The sequence below is a fragment of the Streptomyces sp. NPDC001070 genome (assembly GCF_053598835.1).
Genome location: NZ_JBSFLB010000047.1, coordinates 29614 through 48392, shown reverse-complemented (window position 1 = coordinate 48392; position 18779 = coordinate 29614). Strand labels below are relative to the sequence as shown.

General features: G+C 74.2%; 17 protein-coding genes. 11 read left to right on the top strand and 6 right to left on the bottom strand.

All coding sequences use genetic code 11. The features are described from left to right. Positions 1–163 precede the first annotated feature (163 nt). Positions 164–2254, bottom strand: coding sequence for an FUSC family protein (locus ACWDAS_RS37575; protein ID WP_450399944.1), 2091 nt, complete (start codon positions 2252–2254; stop codon positions 164–166). A gap of 89 nt (positions 2255–2343) precedes the next feature. On the opposite strand from ACWDAS_RS37575, the gene ACWDAS_RS37570 reads away from it, so the two are divergent. The 6 genes from ACWDAS_RS37570 (at position 2344) to gndA (ending at position 7982) form a co-directional block, all read left to right on the top strand. Continuing rightward, positions 2344–2535: a hypothetical protein gene (locus tag ACWDAS_RS37570; RefSeq protein ID WP_450399942.1), complete on the top strand. Its 192-nt coding sequence runs from the start codon at positions 2344–2346 to the stop codon at positions 2533–2535. Positions 2536–2606: 71 nt separating this feature from the next. Beyond that, the gene (locus ACWDAS_RS37565; protein WP_450399940.1) at positions 2607–2735 is read left to right on the top strand and encodes a hypothetical protein; all 129 of its coding nucleotides are present in this window, start codon (positions 2607–2609) and stop codon (positions 2733–2735) included. Positions 2736–2829: 94 nt separating this feature from the next. Continuing rightward, positions 2830–3357: a winged helix-turn-helix domain-containing protein gene (locus ACWDAS_RS37560; RefSeq protein WP_450399937.1), complete on the top strand. Its 528-nt coding sequence runs from the start codon at positions 2830–2832 to the stop codon at positions 3355–3357. A 176-nt stretch (positions 3358–3533) separates the two neighbouring features. Further along, positions 3534–5651, top strand: coding sequence for a SpoIIE family protein phosphatase (locus tag ACWDAS_RS37555; protein ID WP_450399935.1), 2118 nt, complete (start codon positions 3534–3536; stop codon positions 5649–5651). A 167-nt stretch (positions 5652–5818) separates the two neighbouring features. After that, entirely contained in the window at positions 5819–6448 is a 630-nt protein-coding gene (locus ACWDAS_RS37550; protein WP_450399933.1) for an SRPBCC family protein, read from the top strand. A 94-nt stretch (positions 6449–6542) separates the two neighbouring features. Further along, positions 6543–7982 (top strand): NADP-dependent phosphogluconate dehydrogenase, encoded by a 1440-nt coding sequence (gndA, locus tag ACWDAS_RS37545; RefSeq protein WP_450399932.1) that lies wholly within the window; start codon positions 6543–6545, stop codon positions 7980–7982. Between the two features lie 51 nt (positions 7983–8033). On the opposite strand, the gene ACWDAS_RS37540 is transcribed toward gndA, so the two are convergent. Next, positions 8034–9650 carry an ATP-binding protein gene (locus tag ACWDAS_RS37540; RefSeq protein WP_450399929.1) on the bottom strand — a complete coding sequence of 539 codons (1617 nt, stop codon included), beginning with the start codon at positions 9648–9650 and terminating at the stop codon, positions 8034–8036. A 208-nt stretch (positions 9651–9858) separates the two neighbouring features. Between ACWDAS_RS37540 and ACWDAS_RS37535 the strand changes: the two genes are divergently transcribed. The 5 genes from ACWDAS_RS37535 to ACWDAS_RS37515 all read left to right on the top strand — a co-directional run bounded on the left by ACWDAS_RS37535 (position 9859) and on the right by ACWDAS_RS37515 (position 14226). Further along, positions 9859–10533 (top strand): response regulator, encoded by a 675-nt coding sequence (locus ACWDAS_RS37535; protein ID WP_450399928.1) that lies wholly within the window; start codon positions 9859–9861, stop codon positions 10531–10533. Next, entirely contained in the window at positions 10530–11591 is a 1062-nt protein-coding gene (locus tag ACWDAS_RS37530) for a sensor histidine kinase (protein ID WP_450399925.1), read from the top strand. Before ACWDAS_RS37535 ends, ACWDAS_RS37530 begins: the two co-directional genes overlap by 4 nt. A gap of 82 nt (positions 11592–11673) precedes the next feature. Then, on the top strand, positions 11674–12306 hold the full coding sequence (locus ACWDAS_RS37525; protein ID WP_450399921.1) for a uridine kinase: 633 nt from the start codon (positions 11674–11676) through the stop codon (positions 12304–12306). Between the two features lie 52 nt (positions 12307–12358). Beyond that, positions 12359–13390, top strand: coding sequence for an N-acetyltransferase family protein (locus tag ACWDAS_RS37520; protein WP_450399919.1), 1032 nt, complete (start codon positions 12359–12361; stop codon positions 13388–13390). A gap of 242 nt (positions 13391–13632) precedes the next feature. Further along, complete coding sequence (locus ACWDAS_RS37515; protein ID WP_450399916.1) at positions 13633–14226, top strand: lytic polysaccharide monooxygenase auxiliary activity family 9 protein; 594 nt, start codon at positions 13633–13635, stop codon at positions 14224–14226. Here ACWDAS_RS37515 and ACWDAS_RS37510 read toward each other — a convergent pair. From ACWDAS_RS37510 to ltaE, 4 genes are all read right to left on the bottom strand, one after another. Continuing rightward, entirely contained in the window at positions 14199–15062 is an 864-nt protein-coding gene (locus ACWDAS_RS37510; RefSeq protein ID WP_450399913.1) for an SDR family oxidoreductase, read from the bottom strand. The genes ACWDAS_RS37515 and ACWDAS_RS37510 overlap by 28 nt on opposite strands. A gap of 86 nt (positions 15063–15148) precedes the next feature. Further along, the gene (locus ACWDAS_RS37505; protein ID WP_450399910.1) at positions 15149–16438 is read right to left on the bottom strand and encodes an RICIN domain-containing protein; all 1290 of its coding nucleotides are present in this window, start codon (positions 16436–16438) and stop codon (positions 15149–15151) included. 230 nt (positions 16439–16668) lie between these two features. Continuing rightward, on the bottom strand, positions 16669–17316 hold the full coding sequence (locus ACWDAS_RS37500) for a L,D-transpeptidase family protein (RefSeq protein WP_450399907.1): 648 nt from the start codon (positions 17314–17316) through the stop codon (positions 16669–16671). A gap of 233 nt (positions 17317–17549) precedes the next feature. After that, entirely contained in the window at positions 17550–18623 is a 1074-nt protein-coding gene (gene ltaE / locus ACWDAS_RS37495) for a low-specificity L-threonine aldolase (protein WP_450399905.1), read from the bottom strand. Positions 18624–18779 lie beyond the last annotated feature (156 nt).

The following is an 18779-nucleotide window of genomic DNA, read 5'->3' as shown; positions in this document are numbered from 1 at the left end:
CGGCGGTCAGCCGCAGGGCGGAGGTCAGGGGCGCCGAGTCGAACGCCGCGCGCTGCCCGGGGAAGTCCAGGGTCTGCGACAGCCCCTGGCCGAACATGGCGCGGTGGTTCCCGCCCCCGGCCCCCCCGGCGCTCGGCGAGCGCCCCGCAGACCGCGCGGCGGGTCAGCGGCCCCGGCCGCGACCCGGGCGCGGCCGGGGGCGGGGGCGGGGGCGGAGGGCGGTCTCCAGGTCGGCCAGGGTCTCCAGGAGCAGCTCGGCGCTGCGCCGCACGATGCGGTCGGCCTCCGAGGGCGGCCAGTCGTCGAGCGTCGCGCGGAGGGGGGAGAAGTCCGGCGGGCGGCGTTCCCGGACCGCGGTCGCCGCCTCCACCGTGCTCGTGCGCAGGTGGTGGGCGAAGGGCGCGGCCGCCGGGACGGGAGGGGCGTCGGGGGCCGGGAGGTGGGCCTCCATCAGCATGGGGACGCGGCCCATGGCCGACAGGGCCGCGTCCGCGCCGTCCGCCGCGCGGCGGGAGAGGCCGCGGCCCCGTACGGGTTCGGCGTCGGCGCGGGCGACCGCCTGGTCCCAGGCGACGGCGGCCGCGCGGGCGTCCAGCAGGGCCGCCCGCACGGCCTCGCGGCGGCCCTTGGCCGGGGCGGCGTGGGCCTCCATCGCCGCGGCGGCGTAACGCCCGGTGGCCTCGATGCGCTCGGCCAGCCGGTTCCGCAGCCGCGGGGTCTCCCAGGCGGGGAACACGGCGTACGCGACCATTGCCAGCACCCCGCCGAGCAGGGTCAGCAGCACCCGCTCGGGCACCGTCTGCGTCCAGCTGGAGCCGGCCATGCCGAGCAGGAAGACCACGTACGCCGACACCGCCACCTGGGAGACCAGGTACCCGGTGCGCATGAGCAGGTACATCAGGGCGACCGAGACCACCGCCAGCACCGCGCAGGGGTACGGCCCCGGCGTCAGGGACTGCATCACGGCGGTCGCCACGATGACGCCGGCGAGGGTGCCGACGAAGCGGGCCACGCCGCGCGCGTACGTCTGCGAGAAGTCAGGGCGCATCACCATGACCGAGGTCAGCGGCGCCCAGTAGCCGTGGCCGAGCGGAAGCGCCGCTCCGAGCGCGTAGCCCGCGGGGGTGACCGCGGCCAGCCGCAGCGCGTGCCGGAAGACGGGCGAGTCGAAGCGGACCTCCCGCCGCACGGTGCGCGCCGTGAGCGGCAGGAGTTCGGCCAGGCTCGGGCGGCGCAGGTGAGCGGTGTCGGCACTGACGGAGCCGCCGCGGCCGGTGGCGGCGGAGACCGCCTCACTGAGCAGCGCGACGAGCCGCAGCGCGGTGCGCCGCGCGGGCCCGGTCAGGCGGTCCTCCGGATCGGGTTCGAGGAGGACCACGGCCTCCGCCTCCGGCGGTACGCGCACCGGCTCGGCCTCGCGCACCGCGCGCGCCACCGCGTCCAGCACGGCGGCCGCCGCGGCCAGGAGTTCGCGGGCCCGGTCGCGTTCCGGGCCCTCGGCGGCGGCGCCGACCGCGGGATCGGCCAGGGAGGCCAGCACCGGGCGGATCCGCTCGGCCAGCACCCGCTTGCCGCGCAGCGCGGCGGGGCGCCGCCGCGCCTGCCGGTCGGTGATCACGGCGGCGCTGCGCGCGGTCATCAGCGGTTCGGGGTCGAACGGCGCCACCGGGTCGTGCCGCAGCCGCCGCGCGTAGTCCGCCTCCGCCGCGAAGGCGTCGGCCAGCGCGTCGCGTTGCCGTCCCCAGCGGCGCACCGGGAAGAGCAGGATCAGTGCCGCCTGCACGACCCCGCCGCCCGCGATCACGACGGCATGGCCGAACGCGCCCAGAACCGACGTCGGCAGCGTGATCACGACCAGCATCACGGCGACGGTCAGGGACGAGACGATGCCGGCCGCGGCCCCCAGGGCCCAGGCCATGCCGGCCAGGAACGCCCAGACCGCCAGCAGTGCCACGAACAGCACTCCGTGCGACCCCGCGAGGTAGCCCAGGAAGGTGCTGACCGCGAGACCCCCGCCGGCGACCAGCGCCAGCACCGGCCGGGGCCGCCAGCTGCGCTGGAAGGTGGCCATGCCCGAGGCGAAGGCGCCGAAGGCGGAGGAGGCGGCCACCGCGGGGGAGGCCAGCCACAGCGAGAGGCCGATGACGATCGCGACGCCCGCCGCGGCACGCAACGCCACCAGCGGCTCCAGCCTGGCGCGCTCGATCCGCAGCCCTTCCCGGGCGCTGCGGCGCAGGGCGCGCAACCAGGTCATGAGCCAGAGGATAGGACGGGTAGGACGGGGAGGTCCGGGTAAGCGCAGCGCAAGATCCGTTCCGGTGAGTCCCGAGGAGGCAGACCGTCATGACCGTTCCAGCGCGCCGCGCCACCGTGCCGCCCGTGCCCCCCGCCCCGAGCCCGGTGCCGCCCTTCCCGCCCGACCCCGTGCCGCCCGCCCCGCACCCCGTACCCGGTCCGACCCCCGACCCCATGCCGGTGCCGCCCCCGCAGCCGGAGCCCGAGCCGGAACCCCAGCCGGAGCCGCAACCGCTGTAGCCCGTCCCGGTGAGGGCGCTCGGGACGCCCTCTCTGTCCCGGCGGGCGCCGCGTCTGGTTCAATGGGTGCCATGGCCAGCCTCACTGACACCGCGACGGGTCGCAGCGACCTCGAGCCGTTCTGGCCGTCCAGGCAGGAGTACCAGTTCGACCGGGAGTGTTGTCGCGCGGTCCCCGCGCGGACCCCGGCCCACAGCTGACGTCGTCCCTCTCCGTCGCCGCCCGCTGCCGGCCTCCCGGCGGTCCCGCGCAATACGTCGTCCCACGACCCTTCGCGCGAGAGCCGAGTCCTCCATGTCCTCCAGCACCCAGCCGTTGTCCCTGCCCGCCGTCAACCGCCAGCACCTGCGCGCCGTTCGGGCCGGTGACGTCCCGCCGGTACCGGACTTCCTGCCGCCCGGCGCGACCTGGCTGCCCGCCCCCGGCCACCTGATGCCCACCGGGTTGGGCGGGCCGCCGATGGTGGGCTACCTCGTGCTCGTCCCCGTCGAGGGCCGGGCGGTGCCCGAGTCCCCGGTGGCCGCCGCCGATGTGCCGGTCAGCATCGACACCGAACGCCGCGTCGCCCAGGTGTGGGGCCGCACGCTCGACCTCACCTACCTCGAGTTCGAACTGCTCGCCCACCTGGTCGCGCACCCGCACCGGGTGCACACACGCGACCAGCTCGTCACCACGGTCTGGGGATACGGCCATGTCGGTGACGGACGTACCGTCGACGTGCACGTCGCCCGGCTGCGCCGCAAACTCGGTCCCGAACACCGAGGCAGCATCGTCACCGTGCGCCGGGTGGGCTACAAGTACGCGCCGCCGGCGGCCCGCTGAGCCGTAGGACGGCGGAAGGAGGGGCGGGCGGCCGCCGGGAGGGAGCGTCCCGGAACCCGGCGGAAGCCCGCCTTCCCCATGCGTCACGTCTGTAGCATGTCCCCCCACCGGTCTATGGGTACGCTGTCCCCATTCCGGTGCGGCTCGGCGCGGCGGAGGCAGGTCCGGAGGGCGTGATGGCTGATTCTCGTCAGTGGACGCCTCCTGCGCCCGCCCCGGTCGCCTGGCCGGCTCCCGCCGCCGCCCACATGTCGCTCAACGACGTAGGCGGCTTCGACTGGGACCTCGACCGCGACCGCATGCACCTGGACGACCACGCCCTGCGGACCGTCGACCTGCGCCCCCAGGAGTTCGACGGCGACCCAAAGGCGCTGTTCTCCCGGCTGGCGCCCGACGAGGCCGCCGCCGTCACCCGCACCGTCACGCAGGCCCTCGGCGAGGGCCACTCCTCCTTCCGCGCCTTCAGCCGGCTCACCCGGCGCGACGGCCGCCGCGGCTGGATCCGCTTCCAGGGCCGCATCGTGCGCGACGCCACGGGCCGGGCCGGCCGGGTGATCGGCATAGTCAGCGACGCCACCGACGAGCTCGCCCAGGCCGCCGAGTGCCTGCGCGAGGACGAGGACCGCCCGACCGAGAGCAACCTCGTCATGGAGGTCACCGCGTCGCTGGCCAGGGCCGTGACCGTACGCGACGTCACCGCCGCCCTCACCGGCAACCGCAGGATGGACCGGCTCGGCATAGCCAGCCTCTTCCTCGGCCAGGTCGAGGCCGGCCGGGTCCACGTGGTGAGCGACGCCAAGGCCACCAGCTGGGTCCCGTCACTGCAGTACACCCGCATCGACGACGACTTCCCGATGAGCGAGGTGGTGCGGACCCTCGTCCCGCGCTTCATCACCTCCCCCGAGGAGTTCGCCCGGCGCTACCCCAAGCTGTGGCCGCACATCGAGCCCCTGGGAGCCTCCGCCGCCGCGTACCTCCCGCTGATCGCCCAGGGCAAGCCCATCGGCGCCCTGGGCCTGCTCTACCGGCACAAGCAGGGCTTCTCCCCGCAGGAGCGCAATCTGCTGATCGCGCTCGGCGGCAGCATCGCCCAGAGCCTGCAGCGCGCCATCCTGTTCGACCAGGAGCACGACATCGCGCAGGGACTGCAGACCGCGATGCTGCCCCGCACGATCCCGCGGATCCCCGGTGCCGAGATCGCCGTGCGCTACCGCTCGGCCCGGCTGGCCAGGGACATCGGCGGCGACTGGTACGACGTCGTCGCGATGCCCGGCGGCCGGGTCGCCGTCATCATCGGCGACGTCCAGGGCCACGACACCCACGCCACGGCCGTGATGGGCCAGCTGCGCATTGCGCTGCGCGCCTACGCGGGCGAGGGCCATCCGCCCGCCAGCGTCATGGCCCGGGCCTCCGCCTTCCTGTACGAGCTGGACACCGACCGCTTCGCCACCTGCCTGTACGCCCAGGTCGACCCCTCCACCGGTTCCGCCCTCCTCGTCCGGGCCGGCCACATCGATCCGCTGGTCCGGCAGGCCGACGGCACCGTCCGCGTGCTCCCCACCGCGGGCGGCCTCCCGCTCGGCCTGTCCGCCCAGTTCGGCAGGCCCGACTACCCCGTCACGCCCGCCGAACTAGAGCCCGGCGAGACCCTCCTGATGTTCAGTGACGGACTCGTGGAACGACCGGGCGCCGACCTCGACGACGGCGTACGGCGGCTGTCCGAGGCCCTGCGCGACGGCCCGCGCGGGGTCCAGAACCTCGCCGACCACCTCACCACCGTCATGGGTGAGCAGGCCACCGACGACGACATGGCCCTGCTGCTGCTCCGGCGCGACACCGACGCGTCCCCGCACCCGGCGCGCCGGCTGCACCAGCACATCGCCCCCGGCGACCCCAGGGCGCTGTCCGAGGCCCGGGCCATGGTCCGCGACGCCATGGCGGGCTGGGGCATGCGCGACCGGGTCGACGAGGCCGAACTCGCCGCCGACGAGCTGATCACCAACGCGCTGGTGCACACCGACGCCGGCGCCGTGCTGACCCTGCGCATGCTCCCCGACCCGTCCCTGGCCCATGTCACGCCGGACTCCACCCGGCGGCTGCGGATCGAGGTGCACGACCTCGCCGCGAACTGGCCGCGCCGCCGCCAGCCCGGCGAGCGCGAGGTGTCCGGACGGGGTCTGCTCCTGGTCGACCGGCTCGCGGACGCCTGGGGCGTGGAACCGCACGGTTCGGGCAAGGCAGTGTGGTGCGAATTCCGCGACCGCAGGAGCGGTACGGAGCCCACCCGGCACTGACCGCCGGGGTCGCTCGTCATGCCGTTCCCGCCGGTCACGCACCGTGGATTCACCCGGACGGCTCACCCGCCACGACACACCGCCCGATCGGACGCAGGCTGTTCGGTGAGGAGCCAAGAAGGAACTCTGCTCACATGCTGGCCGCGCCGGCACCGGGGAGGTCTGCGATGCCGACGGTGTCTACGAGCGTGATCGTCACCCGTACCGTGGAAGAGGTCTTCGACTTCCTGGCCGACCCCCGCAATCTCGCGTCGTGGAGCTCCGGGATCGCCGCCGTGGCGGCGGACTCCGTGGCCCCCGGCGAGCGGGCCGTCTACCGCTACCACTATCCGGGCCGCCACCGGGAACACCGGCTGGTCTGCTCGGTCTACCAGCCCTGCCGGCGGATCACCTACCGCGGCCGGCGGATGTGGAGCCCACTGGGCACCCAGACCCCCGAGTTCGCGTTCCGGATGCTGCCGCACTCGCGCGGAGCGTTCGTCCAGCTCCAGGTCACCTGCACGCTCGGCGGCGGCATGCTGCTGCTGGGCCCCTTCCTGGGCTGGGCCTGGCGCCGCGACCTCCCGGAGGACGCGCGGCGGCTGCGCGAGGCCCTCGGCGACCCCATGGTGGCGCCGCCGCTCCCGCCCCCGCCCGCGCCGCCCCCCGCGGGGCCGCTCAGGCCGGCCCAGGCCCAGGCCCGGGCCCCGGCCCAGGCGACCGACGTCGTCGGAGCCGTCCCCGCGCCGCCGGGCGGGCCACTGCGCGGCGGGGTGCCCCGTGTAGCAGGTCAGGGCCGCATAGGCACGGGCACCTGACGGATCCGGCCGAAATTCCGGCCGCCCGGCCGCTTCGCTGAGAGGCTGGACGCCGTACGTGCCCCCCGCACCACAGAACAGAGAGGAACCGCAGATGGCGGAGCAGGCCCGCATCGGCGTCACAGGACTCGCGGTCATGGGCCGCAACCTGGCCCGGAACCTCGCGCGGCACGGCCACCCGGTGGCCCTGTACAACCGCACCCCGGCCAGGACGCGTTCCCTGGTGGAGCAGTTCGGCGGCGAGGGGGAATTCCATCCGGCGGAGTCTCTCAAGGAGTTCGTCGACTCACTCGAACGGCCCAGGCGCATCATCATCATGGTCAAGGCCGGTGCCCCCACCGACGCCGTGATCGACGAGCTGGTACCGCTCCTCGAGCCCGGCGACATGGTCGTCGACGGTGGGAACGCCGACTACCGCGACACCCGGCGCCGTGAGAAGGCCCTGCGCGAACAGGGACTGCACTTCGTCGGCAGCGGCATCTCCGGTGGTGAGGAGGGCGCCCTCAACGGCCCGTCGATCATGCCGGGGGGCTCGGCCGAGTCGTACGAGTCCCTCGGCCCGATCCTGGAGGACATCGCCGCCAAGGTCGACGGGGTGCCCTGCTGCACCCACGTCGGCCCCGACGGTGCCGGACACTTCGTCAAGATGGTCCACAACGGCATCGAGTACTCCGACATGCAGCTCATCGCCGAGGCCTACGACCTGCTGCGGCACGCCGCGGGCAAGCGGCCGGGCGAGATCGCGGAGATCTTCCGCACCTGGAACTCCGGTCGCCTGGAGTCGTATCTCGTCGAGATCACCGCGGAGGTGCTCGCCCACACGGACGCCGAGACCGGCAAGCCGTTCGTCGACGTGGTGCTGGACCAGGCCGGCCAGAAGGGCACCGGCAGCTGGACCGTGCAGAACGCCCTGGAGTTCGGCGTCCCCGTCTCGGGCATCGCCGAGGCCGTCTTCGCACGCTCGCTGTCCGGCAGCGCGGAGCTGCGCGAGGCCTCCCGCGGCCTGCCCGGACCGGCGGAGACCTGGCTGGACAGCGCGGCGAGCGACCGTTTCGCCGACGACGTGGAGCAGGCGCTGTACGCCTCGAAGATCGTCGCCTACGCCCAGGGGTTCAACCTGATCCAGGCGGGCAGCGCGGAGTTCGGCTGGGAGGTCGACCCCGGTGCGATGGCCACGATCTGGCGCGGCGGCTGCATCATCCGGGCGCGGTTCCTCAACCGCATCAAGGAGGCCTACGACTCCGATCCGGGCCGTGCCACCCTGCTGACGGACGACCACTTCGCCGAAGCGCTCGGTTCCGCCCAGGCGGCATGGCGGCGGGTCGTCTCCACCGCGGCGCAACTGGGGGTCCCCGCGCCCGGGTTCTCCGCGGCGCTGGCGTACTACGACGCCCTGCGCGCGGAGCGGCTGCCCGCCGCGCTGATCCAGGGGCAGCGCGACTTCTTCGGTGCGCACACCTACAAGCGGGTGGACAAGCCGGGCTCCTTCCACACGCTCTGGGGCGGTGACCGCACCGAGATCCCCGCGGACTGACGCCGGCCGGGCGGGTGGCGAGGGCGTCGTCCCCGTCACCCGCCCGGCAGGCTAGGCGGCGGCCGGCGGGGTGATGGCCTGCTCCGCCCAGACCGTCTTGCCCGTGGCCGTGTACCGGGTGCCCTGGGCCTCGGTCAGCTGGGCGACGATCGACAGCCCCCGGCCGTCCTGGTCGCTCGGCGCCGCGTGGCGCGGATGCGGGGCGGCGCTGCAGGAGTCCGACACCTCGCAGACCAGGGCCCGGTCGCGAATGAGCCTCAGCTGGATCGGCCCGGTGGAGTACCGGATCGCGTTGGTGACGAGCTCGCTGACGACGAGGGTGGTGGTGAAGACCAGCTCCGGGAGCTTCCAGTCGGCCAGCAGGCGGTCCGTCCAGGCGCGCGCGTCGGCGACGGCCGCGGGGTCGTTGGGCACCTCGCGGGTGGCGACGTCGGTGACGTCCAGGGCGCGGGTGCGGGCCGCGAGGAGCACCGGTTCCGAGCCGGGCGCGGCGGAGCGCAGGACGCCGTCCAGTACCGTCGCCGCGTCGGCGTCGGCGTCGCCGGTCACGACGCGGAGCCCGGTGGCCTGACCGGCGCCCTCCTCCGCGGGCCGGTCCTCGTCCGTGCCGCAGCTCAGCAGCAGCACGCTGCCCGGCGGTACGTCGATGTCGGTGACCACGGGCTCGCCACGCCGGAGGGCGTCCTCGTCCCCCGCCTCCGGCGGCGCGGGCAGGGTCGCGACCGCGGCGGAGTACGCGGCGCACGCCGTGGTGCAGCGGCAGTTCACCGGGTCGTAGACGACGATCAGGCACTGATCGGCCTCGTCGCCGACGGGGGGCGCGGTGGGGCGGTGGAGGCGGGCGATCACCTCTGCGGGGCTCATGTCCAGCAGCACCAGTGCCCGGACCGCGGCCTTGAGCTGACTCATCGCCGTCGCGGCGGCGAGGCCCTGGCCGCCCGCCGAACCCGCCACCAGGGCCACCCGGGCGCTGGGGAGCGGAATGACGTCCACCCAGGCCCCCGGGACGGCCGACCGCGGCAGATGCCCCCGGGCGTCCTCGATCGCGTTGACCGGCGGGCCCTGCGGCGCCAGCAAGGCCTCCTGCAGGATGCGGCCGGCGGCGTTCTCGACGAGACGCCGGCGGGCGCCGTCCAGCAACCGGGCGGCCCTGCGGGCCAGGCGGCCGGCCGCCACCAGGTCGGCCCGGGAGAAGGCGGGGGAGCCGGCCGTCCGGTAGAAGGCCGCGACCCCGAGGACCACGCCGCCCACGTCCAGCGGTACCACGAGCAGGGAGTGCGTCCCGGTGATCCGCATCAGGGGGGCGCGCACCGGGTCGCGGGTCAGCCACCCCGTCTGCGGGCGCAGGTTGAGCACCAGATGCGGCCGCAGGTCGATCAGCGACGCGTGGTACGGCGTCCTGGCAGGCAGACTGCTGATGTCGCCGACCTCGTAGGCACGCGGGATCGCGGCTCCCCGGGCGGCCCGGAAGGCCCCCCGGCGGAAGGCGAGCCCGGTGGCGGGGAGCCCGGACATGGCGGCCTGCTCGGTGACGGTGGCGTCCGAGACCTCGACCGCGGCGAAGTCGGCCACGGCCGGCACGGCGGAATCCACGAGCTGCTGGGCCGCGTCGTAGGACCACGGCCGGTCCACAGGGGCGGCCTGGGGCGGGAGGGTGGCACTGAGCATGGCGGTCGCCTCGGGTGAGGTGTACGGGTCATCGGTCTTTAGTGGGGATTTCAAACACTTTCTTCGAGCGTGCCTTCCCGGCGCAGGGATCGCATCCCCGCGGATCCGCAGAGGCCATCAGGGGTTTACCGCAGATGGGACTGCGGGTTTCCCGCAACAGTGGCGACGCGGGCTGCCCGGCGCGCGCGTCGGATCTACCGTGGCAGCTATGGAGGTCCTCAGCCGTACCCACGGAAGGCAGCCGCACCCGGCCATCACGGTCGTGCTCGCCGACGACCACCTGGTGGTGCGGGCGGGCATGCGGCTGCTGATGGCCGCCGATCCGGCCTTCGAGATCGTCGCCGAGACGTCCACCGTCCCCGAGACCCTCGACGCCGTCCGGCGGCACCACCCGCGGGTGCTCGTCCTCGACCTGACCATGTCCGGCCGGTCGAGTCTGCCGACCCTCCCGGCGCTGCTGACCGAGTCGCCCAGGACGCGCATCCTGGTGCTCACCATGCAGGAGGACCCGGCCTTCGCCCGGGAGGCACTGCGCACGGGCGCGGCCGGCTACCTGCTGAAGGAGGCCGCGGCCGAGGAACTGCTCGCCGCCGCCCGCCAGGTCGCCGGGGGCGCCACCTACGTCCAGCCCTCGCTGGGGGCCCGGTTGGCCGTCGAGGACCTGGGCCTGGCCGAGCGGCACCACGAGGAGCCGCTCACCGACCGCGAGGCCCAGGTGCTGACCCTGCTGGCCCTGGGGCACACCAATCAGGAGATCGCCCGCCGGCTGTTCGTCTCCGTCCGGACCGTCGAGACCCACCGGTCGCGGCTGCGCGACAAACTCGGCAAGGAGAGCCGGGCCGAGCTGATCGCGGCGGCCCGAGAGCGCGGACTGGTGGCATGACGGCGTCCGGCCCTGGACGGACCGGGACGCGCCTGGTTCTCGAGGGGCTCGGCACCTGCCTCCTGGCGGCCGCCGTCGTCATGGAGGTCACCGACCGCTCGCAGAGCTGGGAGCTCGTCCTCGCCCTCGCCGCAGCCGTGTGCTACCTGCTGCTCACCCCTCTGGTGGCGCCGCGGCAGCGGCTCTGGCTCGTGGTGGCCATCGCCGTCTCCCTGATGCTGACCGTGGCCGGGACGGTGCGCGTCGCCCAGCAGCCGTCGCTCAACGTCCTGCATGTGCTGCCGCTGCTGCTGGTCGCCTACGCCCTCTTCGCCGTCCGTTCGGCCTCGCGCAGGGAGGCGCGGCTGCGCCGGGAGCGCGTCAGGGCCCGGCACGACGGCGAGGAGCGCGAGCGCCGTCGCTGGGCGCGCGAACTGCACGACGACACCCTGCAGGAGCTGGGTGCGGTCCAGGTGGTGCTCTCCACCGCCGCGGCGGACGGCCGGCCCGAGGCGATGCGGGAGGCCATCGACCAGGCGCGCGGTCTGGTCGGCAACCAGATCGTCTCGCTGCGGCACCTGATCGTCGACCTGCGCCCTGTGGTGCTGGACGAACTCGGGCTGAGCCCGGCGCTGCAGGCGCTGTGCCGGCGCACCTTCGAGACGTACGGCATCCGCACCGAGCTGCGGCTCGGCCCGCACGCCGACGCCCTCGGCCGGCAGCTCACCCCCGAGACGCAGGCGCAGATGTACCGGATCGTCCAGGAGGCGATCACCAACGCGGTCAAGCACGCCGAGCCGACCCGTGTCGTGGTGAGCCTGGAGACCGATCCGCGGTCCGTGCACGTGTCGATCACCGACAACGGGCACGGCATGGCCCCGGCGACCGCCGCGGGCCGGGGCACGTTCCGCGCGGCCGAACCGCCCTCCCCGCAGACCCGGGGCATGGGCCTGTCCGCGATGCGCGAGCGCGCCGGGCTCATCGACGCGCGGCTCACCGTCCGCAGCGCCCCCGGCGAGGGCACGACCGTCGACCTGCGGGTGCCGTGCCCGCCCTGCGACGGCGCCGGCGGGGAGTAGCCGCGGACCGCCCGTCGCGGGCCGTGTGCCGCGGCGAGGGCCGCCTGCGCGGGCGGAGATCCCGGCGGGCAGTATGGAGGGCGTGCGACTGACCCCTGTGACCTGGGAACGGCTGACCGAGGCCGTCGCGGACCGCGTGGTGGAACTGAAACCGGGCGGCGGCGGGGAACGCCCACGGGTGGCGATCGACGGGGCACCCGCCGCGCGTCCCGGCGCACTGGGGGAGGCGCTCGCGGAGGCGCTGCGGCTGAGGGGCCGTCCGGTCGTACGGGTGCGGGCGGAGACCTACTGGCGGCCCGCCTCGCAGCGGTACGAGCTGGGGCGCCGGGACCCGGACGCGTACTACGAGCGCTGGCTGGACACCGGGGCCCTGTGGCGGGAGGTGTTGGACCCGCTCGCCTCCGGGGGGAGCGGGCGCGTGCTGCCGTCGCTGTGGGACCCGGCGACCGACCGCGCGACGCGGGCGGAGTACCGGGAACTGCCGCCCGGGGGCGTGCTGTTGCTGGAGGGCGCGCTGCTGCAGGGCTACGGCTTCCCCTTCGACCTCTGCGTCCACCTGCGGATGTCGCGGGCGGCACTCGCCCGCCGCACCCCGGAGGAGGAGCGCTGGACGCTCCCGGCGTACGCCCGCTACGAGGACGAGACGGCACCCGGGGATACCGCGGACATCCTCGTGCATACCGACGACCCGCGGCACCCGGCTTGGACGGGCTGACCCGGCGGCGCTTGCCGCCGCCCCGCCGGGACCGTTAGCGTCGCGGTCCACCATGACTGTCGCCATCGCTCCGCTGACCACCGAGCACGTACCCGAGGCAGCGGCCCTCCTCGACCGCTGGCACACCAGGGCCCGCAAGGCCCTGCCCCACCAGTCGGGCCGGACCACCGCCCCGCCGGCGGGGGAGGAGCTGCTGAGCGGGATCCTGGCCGAGCCGCGCGTGGAGGCGGTGCTCGCCCGGGGTGGGGACGGGGCGCTCACGGGCTATCTCGCCGCGACCCCGCTCGACCTCGCCGACGACGACCGGGCGGTGCTGCGCGCCCATCCGCGCTCCGCGCTGGTGTCGTACGGCGGGCACGCCCTGCGTGGCGGACGCGAGGGTGTGCGGGAGGACGTGCTGCGGGGCCTGTACGCGGCGGTGGCCGGACGCCTGGTCGCGGAGCGGCGGCCGGTGCACTACGTGGACCTGCCCGCCGACGAGGACGTCGCGTCGGCCTGGTTCCGCACCGGTTTCGGCCTGGAGCGGGTGCGGGGACTGATGGCGGTGCGCCCGCGCGGCCGGCAGCCGCGCGGTGTGGACGCGCTGTCGGTCCGCCGGGCCGGGCCCGGTGACCTGGACAGGATCGGGCGGATGGCGGTCGAGGCGGCCCGCGCCGACCGGGGGACGGCGGTGTTCCGGCCGCAGCCCGAGGAGGCGCTGGCGCGCCTGCGCACGCACTACGCGGGCGCCCTGGCCGACGCGCGCTGCGGGGCGTGGGTCGCGGCCCGGCGGGGCGAGGAGATCGGCATGGTGGTGCTGACCCCGGCGGCGCCGGGTCCGGTCCTGCCCGACGGGTGCGTTGAGCTGGTCGAGGCGTACGTGACCCAGGCCGCGCGCGGCGAGGGGATCAGCCGGGTGCTGCTCGCGACGGCGCTTGCGTGGGCGTACGACAACGGCTACCGGCACATCACGGCCAGCTGGCCCGCGGGTTCGCCGGTGGCGGCGGGGCACTGGCCGGCGGTGGGCTTCCGGCCGGTGGCCTACCGGTTGCAGCGGGTGCTGGACCCCCGCTTGTGCGGGATGCCACAGCGCGGACGGGTTTGAGTGGCGCGAAGCACTCCTCATTCACTGTTAAACTAAATTCAGATCGCCCGGCGGACCCAGGAGCGTCCGCGGCGAACTCCCTTGCTGCCCCGGCCAGATCCCCCCGTCCTGGCCGGGGCTTCTCCTTTGTTTGGTCTAGACATGACCAACTCATGCGAGTACCTTCGCTGTTGGTCTAGACCTAGTGCCTGCAGGCTGCGCACTGCTCTCAGAACTCCCCCACGTTCTCCGAGGGGCGAAGCATGCACAGGAGATTCGGCGCCGCCGTGGTCGGCCTGGGCCTCGCCGGGTTCTTGGTGCTCGGCACCGGCAGCGCCTGGAGTCACCGCTACACCGACGCCCCCATCAGCCGCCAGAAGCTGTGTGCCAACGGCACCGTGGCCAACTGCGGCGACATCCAGTGGGAGCCCCAGAGCGTCGAGGACCCCAAGGGCTTCCCGTCCTCCGGTCCCTCCGACGGCACCATCTGCGCCGGCGGCAACAGCCGGTTCGCCCAGCTCGACGACCCGCGCGGCGGCGCGGGCTGGCCGGCTACGAAGGTGACGGGCGGCCAGAGCCACAGCTTCCGCCGGCAGTTCACCGCGCCGCACGCGACGAGCGACTTCACGTACTACATCACCAAGCAGGGCTTCGACCCGAGCCGGCCGCTCACCCGCTCCGCGCTCACCCTGACGCCCTTCCTGACGGTCGACTACAACGGCGCCAGGCCGCCGGCCACCGTCACCCACCAGGGCACCATGCCCACCGGCCGGACCGGGCGGCACATCATCCTGGCCGTCTGGAGCGTCGCGGACACGGGCAACGCCCTCTACGCCTGCTCCGACGTGCAGCTCTGACCACCCGGGTCGGGTCCGCGGGCGAGCAGGCGCTCGCGTACGGCGTCGGTGACCGTTCCCTCCGCACCGGCCGGGCGGGCGGCGCGGACCCGGGTCCCGCCGTCCACCACCAGCTCGGTGCCCGTGATCCACGCCGCCTCGTCCGAGACGAGCCAGCGCACGGCCCGGGCCACGTCGCCGGGCTCGCCGATCCGTCCCATCGGCAGTCCGGCGGCGATCGCGCCCTCCGCGTCCTGCCACACGAAGCGCGCCATCTCGGTGCGCACCAGGCCGGGGGAGACCGCGTTGACCCGTACGGCGGGGGCGAGCTCGCCCGCGAGCTGCATCGTCAGGTGCAGCAGGGCCGCCTTGCTCGTGCCGTAGGCGCCGACGTTCGGCCCGACATGCGCGGCGCCCTCGGTGCAGATGTTGACGATCGCGCCTCCGTGCCTGCGCATCCAGGCCCGCCACGCCAGCTGGGCCAGCCGCAGCGGCGCCTCGACGTTGACCGTGAAGGCCGTGCGCCACAGGTCGGGGTCGATCTCGGCGAGCGGGCCGTACGGGGCGTTGGTGGCCGCGTTGTTGACGAGGATGTCGAGGCCGCCCAGCTCGTGTACGGCCGTCGCCACGCACTCCGCGAGATGGCCGGGATCGGCGACGGTCCCGGCCAGCGCGGCCACCGTGTGCCCGGCGGCCCGCAGCCGGGCGGCGGCCGCGTCGAGCCGGACGGGGTCGCGGGCGGTGAGCAGCGTGCGCGCGCCGGCGGCGGCGAGTTCCCGGGCGACGGCGAGGCCGATCCCGCCGGACGCGCCGGTGACCAGCGCCGCGCGTCCGGCGAGGGGGAGGGGTTCCGTCATGGCGTGACGGTCTCATGACGAGCCGTCAGTCACCAGGCACCCCGGCATTGTCACCCGAAGTCGCCGGAGACCGGGCGCCGGGGGAATCAGGGTGTCAGCGTCCACTTCTGGTTGGCGGCGCCCGTGCAGGTCCACAGCTGCAGCCGGGTGCCGTTGGCCGAGTTGTTGCCGGTGACGTCCAGGCACTTGTTCGCCTGCGGGTTGACGATGTCGCGGGCCCCGGTCAGGACCCACTTCTGGTTGGTGCTTCCCGCGCAGTCCCACAGCTGGAGCTGGGAGCCGTCGGCGGTGCCGAAGTCCTTGACGTCCAGGCACTTGCCCAGGGCGCGCAGGGTGCCGTCGGAGGCCGCGGTCCACTGCTGGGCGGCGGTGCCGTTGCAGTCGTAGAGCTGGACGGGGGTGCCGTTGGCGGGGTTGGCGCCGGCGACGTCGACGCACTTGCCGGCCAGACCGGTGATGCGGCCCGTCGTACCACCGCCCCCGCCTCCGTCGGAGGTGGTGACGCGGACGTAGTCGACGACCAGCTGCTGCGGGAAGGAGGTGCTGGCGTCGGGGTCGCCCGGCCAGTAGCCGCCCACCGCGAGGTTGAGGATGACGAAGAACGGCTTGTTGAACACCCACTGGAGACCGCCGAGGTCGGCGGGGGTGCGCCGCTGGTAGACGGTGCCGTCGACGGACCAGCTGATGGAGTCCGGGCTCCAGTCGACGGCGAAGGTGTGGAAGGCGTCGGCGAAGGCCTGGCCGCCCGGGAGGGTGTAGCCGGCGCCGATGCCCCCGGAGCCGGAGTAGCCGGGGCCGTGGAGCGTGCCGTGGACGGTGCCGGGCTCGAAGCCGACGTTCTCCATGATGTCGATCTCGCCGCTGGCGGGCCAGCCGATGTCGCCGATGTCGTTGCCCAGCATCCAGAAGGCGGGCCACATGCCCTGGCCCCGTGGGATCTTCATCCGGGTCTCGACGTGGCCGTAGGTGGTGGTGAAGCGGCCGGCGGTGTTGAGGCGGGCGGAGGTGTACTGGCAGCTGCCGTACCAGCACTGGTATCCGGCGGGGTTCTCCTTGCGGGCGGTGATGACGAGGTGGCCCTGGCCGTCGAGGGCCGCGTTGCGGTTGCCTGCGGTGTAGTACTGCCGCTCGTGGTTGTTGACGTTGTCGCCGGTCTCGATCTGCCACTTGCCGCCGTCGACGGCGCTGCCGGCCGGGCCGTCGAACTCGTCCGCGAAGGTGGTGACGGCGGCGGTGGCGGCGGGGGCCGCGGGGAGGGGGCTGCCGGCGGGTGCCGCGGTGGTGAGCGCGGCGAGGGCGAGGAGTCCTGCGGCGCCGGCGGCGAGCAGGCCGCGGGCGCGGAGACGTGGGCGAGGACGTGGGGGGAGTGCCTTCACAGGGCGCTGCCTTTCGGGGCGGTCGTGGGGATGCGAAGGTCATGCACCTGACATAAACGGGAGGCGCGGCTGTGGGGTGCGAAGATCCCACCCGTCTTTGTTCAAGGCTTAGTTCACGCCGTGATTGAACTGCCGCCCCTCGACCCCGTCAAGAGGTCTGGACCAAGAGAAGGGCGGGCCCCCGCGGAATTCCGCCCGGGCCCGCCCGCACCTGCCCGCGCCGCGGCGCGTCACGTACCGGGCTTGCGTCCGTACACGTACACGTCGTCACCGTTCTTCAGCAGGTTCCAGTACGTCTTGGCGTCCCCGCTGCGCATGTTCACGCAGCCGTGCGAGCCCGGCGGCGACCACACGCTGCCCGCGATCGAGTGGAACGCCTGCCCCCCGTCGAAGAACTGGCTGTAGGGCATGGCCACGTTGTAGAGCGTCGACCAGTGGTCCTTGTGGCGCCAGTAGATCTTCTTGGCGCCGGTGCGCGTCTCATAGCCGTTGCGGCCCGTCCGCACCGGGACCGGGCCGAACTTCAGCGTCTTTCCGTCCTGTATCCAGCTCAGCTGCCGCGTCAGGTCCACGCACGCGATCCGCCCCTTGTTCGTGGGGCACTTGCCGGCCTTGTTGGGATTGCTGCCCGCGGCCTTCTGGGCGTTCATGATCTTCATGACGCCCCAGGTCACGGGCCCCGCGTAGCCCGCGTTCGGGGATATCCCGTACTTCGTCTGGAAGGCGCGTATCGCCTTGCAGTCGGCCGTCGACTGCTTCCCGTCCACCGGCCGTCCCAGGAAGTTCTCCACTTGCTTCTGGTACGGCCCCGTGCCCGCCGTGCACGCCGACGCGGCCTGCGCCGTGCCGCCCCCCGCGACGACCGGTGTCACGGCCATCACGGCCACCGCGAGGGCGGCCCCCGCCCGTCGTCCCGCTGACGCTCCCGCTCTCATCGCATCCCCTTCCCCGATGAGGCCGTCGAATGACGGCCTCACCCCCTAGGACAACCGGGAGCCACCGGAGGTTGCGGAACAGGGGGCACGGGAAAGCGAAATGGCGACTCGTCAGGAACGCGGGGCCGCCGCTTGGCGGCGGCAGCGGGACGAACCGTCGGGAGCGCTGCGCCCCGTCAGCCGAGCGGCGCGGCGCCCAGGGTGTCGCGGACGATGCGCACCGCCGCCTCCGTGTCGGCGCGCGACACATCCACGTGGAAGACGAACCGCAGCCGCCCCGGGTAGCCGGCGCAGCGCAGCCCGCGCCGCTCGAGCCGTTCCTGCACCTCCTCGGCGGACAGCCCCGGCGCCGGTTCCGCGAAGACCATGTTGGTCCGGGAGCCGCCCACGACCAGCCCGGGCACGTCCTTGATCCCCTCCGCGAACAGCGCGGCGTTGGCGTGGTCCTCGGCGAGCCGCGCCACCTGGTGCTCCAGCGCGTACAGCGCCCCCGCCGCCAGGATCCCCGCCTGCCGCATGCCGCCGCCGAGCGCCTTGCGCCAGCGCAGCGCCCGCGCCACGAACTCCCGCGTGCCCAGGAGCGCGGAGCCGACCGGGGCGCCCAGGCCCTTGCTGAAGCAGACCGAGACGCTGTCGAAGTGACCGGCGATCAGCCGCGCCTGCTCGTACGGGTCGCCGCCCGCGGCCACCGCCGCGTTGAACAGCCGGGCCCCGTCGAGGTGCGTGGCCAGCCCGTGCTCGCGCGCCAGACCGGTCGCGGTCCGCAGGTAGTCCACGGGGACGACGCGGCCGCCGATGGTGTTCTCCAGGCACAGCAGCCGGGTGCGCGGGAAGTGCGGGTCGTCGGGCTTCACCGCCGCCGCGATCTCGGCCGGGTCCAAGGTGCCGTCCGCCCGGTGCGGCAGCGGCTGCGGCTGGATCCCGCCGAGCACGGCCCCGCCGCCGCCCTCCCAGCGGTACACATGGGCCGACTGCCCGGCGATGTACTCGTCCCCGCGGCCGCAGTGGGTCAGCAGCGCGCACAGGTTGCTCTGCGTCCCCGACGAGACGAACAGCGCGGCCTCGAAGCCGAGCCGCTCCGCGATCCGGTCCTGGAGGGCGTTGACCGTGGGGTCGTCGGCGAAGACGTCGTCGCCCACCTCGGCCTCCGCCATGGCGCGGCGCATGGCCGCCCCGGGCCGGGTGACGGTGTCGCTGCGCAGGTCGATGATCCGCCCGGGGTGCTCATCGGTGACATCAGAGATCGGCATGCGTTCACCCTGCCATGCCCCGCCGGCGGTAGGATCGTCGGGTGAATTCCTGCTGGCACGTCGTTCTGCCGCCGCTGTGCGCCTGACCGGGCGCACTCACTGACGGCTCAGACCCCCGCCCCCGGCAGGCCGCCCGGCCGCCCGGGGTTGTTGCGG

What these genes read in the sequence shown, in the direction of transcription:
- ACWDAS_RS37565 (WP_450399940.1), top strand. Translation starts at nt 2,607, where the DNA reads ATGGCCAGCCTCACTGACACCGCGACGGGTCGCAGCGACCTCGAGCCG.
- ACWDAS_RS37500 (WP_450399907.1), bottom strand. Translation starts at nt 17,316, where the DNA reads ATGGCCGTGACACCGGTCGTCGCGGGGGGCGGCACGGCGCAGGCCGCG.
- ACWDAS_RS37550 (WP_450399933.1), top strand. Translation starts at nt 5,819, where the DNA reads ATGCCGACGGTGTCTACGAGCGTGATCGTCACCCGTACCGTGGAAGAG.
- ACWDAS_RS37575 (WP_450399944.1), bottom strand. Translation starts at nt 2,254, where the DNA reads ATGACCTGGTTGCGCGCCCTGCGCCGCAGCGCCCGGGAAGGGCTGCGG.
- ACWDAS_RS37520 (WP_450399919.1), top strand. Translation starts at nt 12,359, where the DNA reads ATGACTGTCGCCATCGCTCCGCTGACCACCGAGCACGTACCCGAGGCA.
- ACWDAS_RS37515 (WP_450399916.1), top strand. Translation starts at nt 13,633, where the DNA reads ATGCACAGGAGATTCGGCGCCGCCGTGGTCGGCCTGGGCCTCGCCGGG.
- ACWDAS_RS37555 (WP_450399935.1), top strand. Translation starts at nt 3,534, where the DNA reads ATGGCTGATTCTCGTCAGTGGACGCCTCCTGCGCCCGCCCCGGTCGCC.
- ltaE (WP_450399905.1), bottom strand. Translation starts at nt 18,623, where the DNA reads ATGCCGATCTCTGATGTCACCGATGAGCACCCCGGGCGGATCATCGAC.
- ACWDAS_RS37510 (WP_450399913.1), bottom strand. Translation starts at nt 15,062, where the DNA reads ATGACGGAACCCCTCCCCCTCGCCGGACGCGCGGCGCTGGTCACCGGC.
- gndA (WP_450399932.1), top strand. Translation starts at nt 6,543, where the DNA reads ATGGCGGAGCAGGCCCGCATCGGCGTCACAGGACTCGCGGTCATGGGC.
- ACWDAS_RS37530 (WP_450399925.1), top strand. Translation starts at nt 10,530, where the DNA reads ATGACGGCGTCCGGCCCTGGACGGACCGGGACGCGCCTGGTTCTCGAG.
- ACWDAS_RS37570 (WP_450399942.1), top strand. Translation starts at nt 2,344, where the DNA reads ATGACCGTTCCAGCGCGCCGCGCCACCGTGCCGCCCGTGCCCCCCGCC.
- ACWDAS_RS37535 (WP_450399928.1), top strand. Translation starts at nt 9,859, where the DNA reads ATGGAGGTCCTCAGCCGTACCCACGGAAGGCAGCCGCACCCGGCCATC.
- ACWDAS_RS37560 (WP_450399937.1), top strand. Translation starts at nt 2,830, where the DNA reads ATGTCCTCCAGCACCCAGCCGTTGTCCCTGCCCGCCGTCAACCGCCAG.
- ACWDAS_RS37540 (WP_450399929.1), bottom strand. Translation starts at nt 9,650, where the DNA reads ATGCTCAGTGCCACCCTCCCGCCCCAGGCCGCCCCTGTGGACCGGCCG.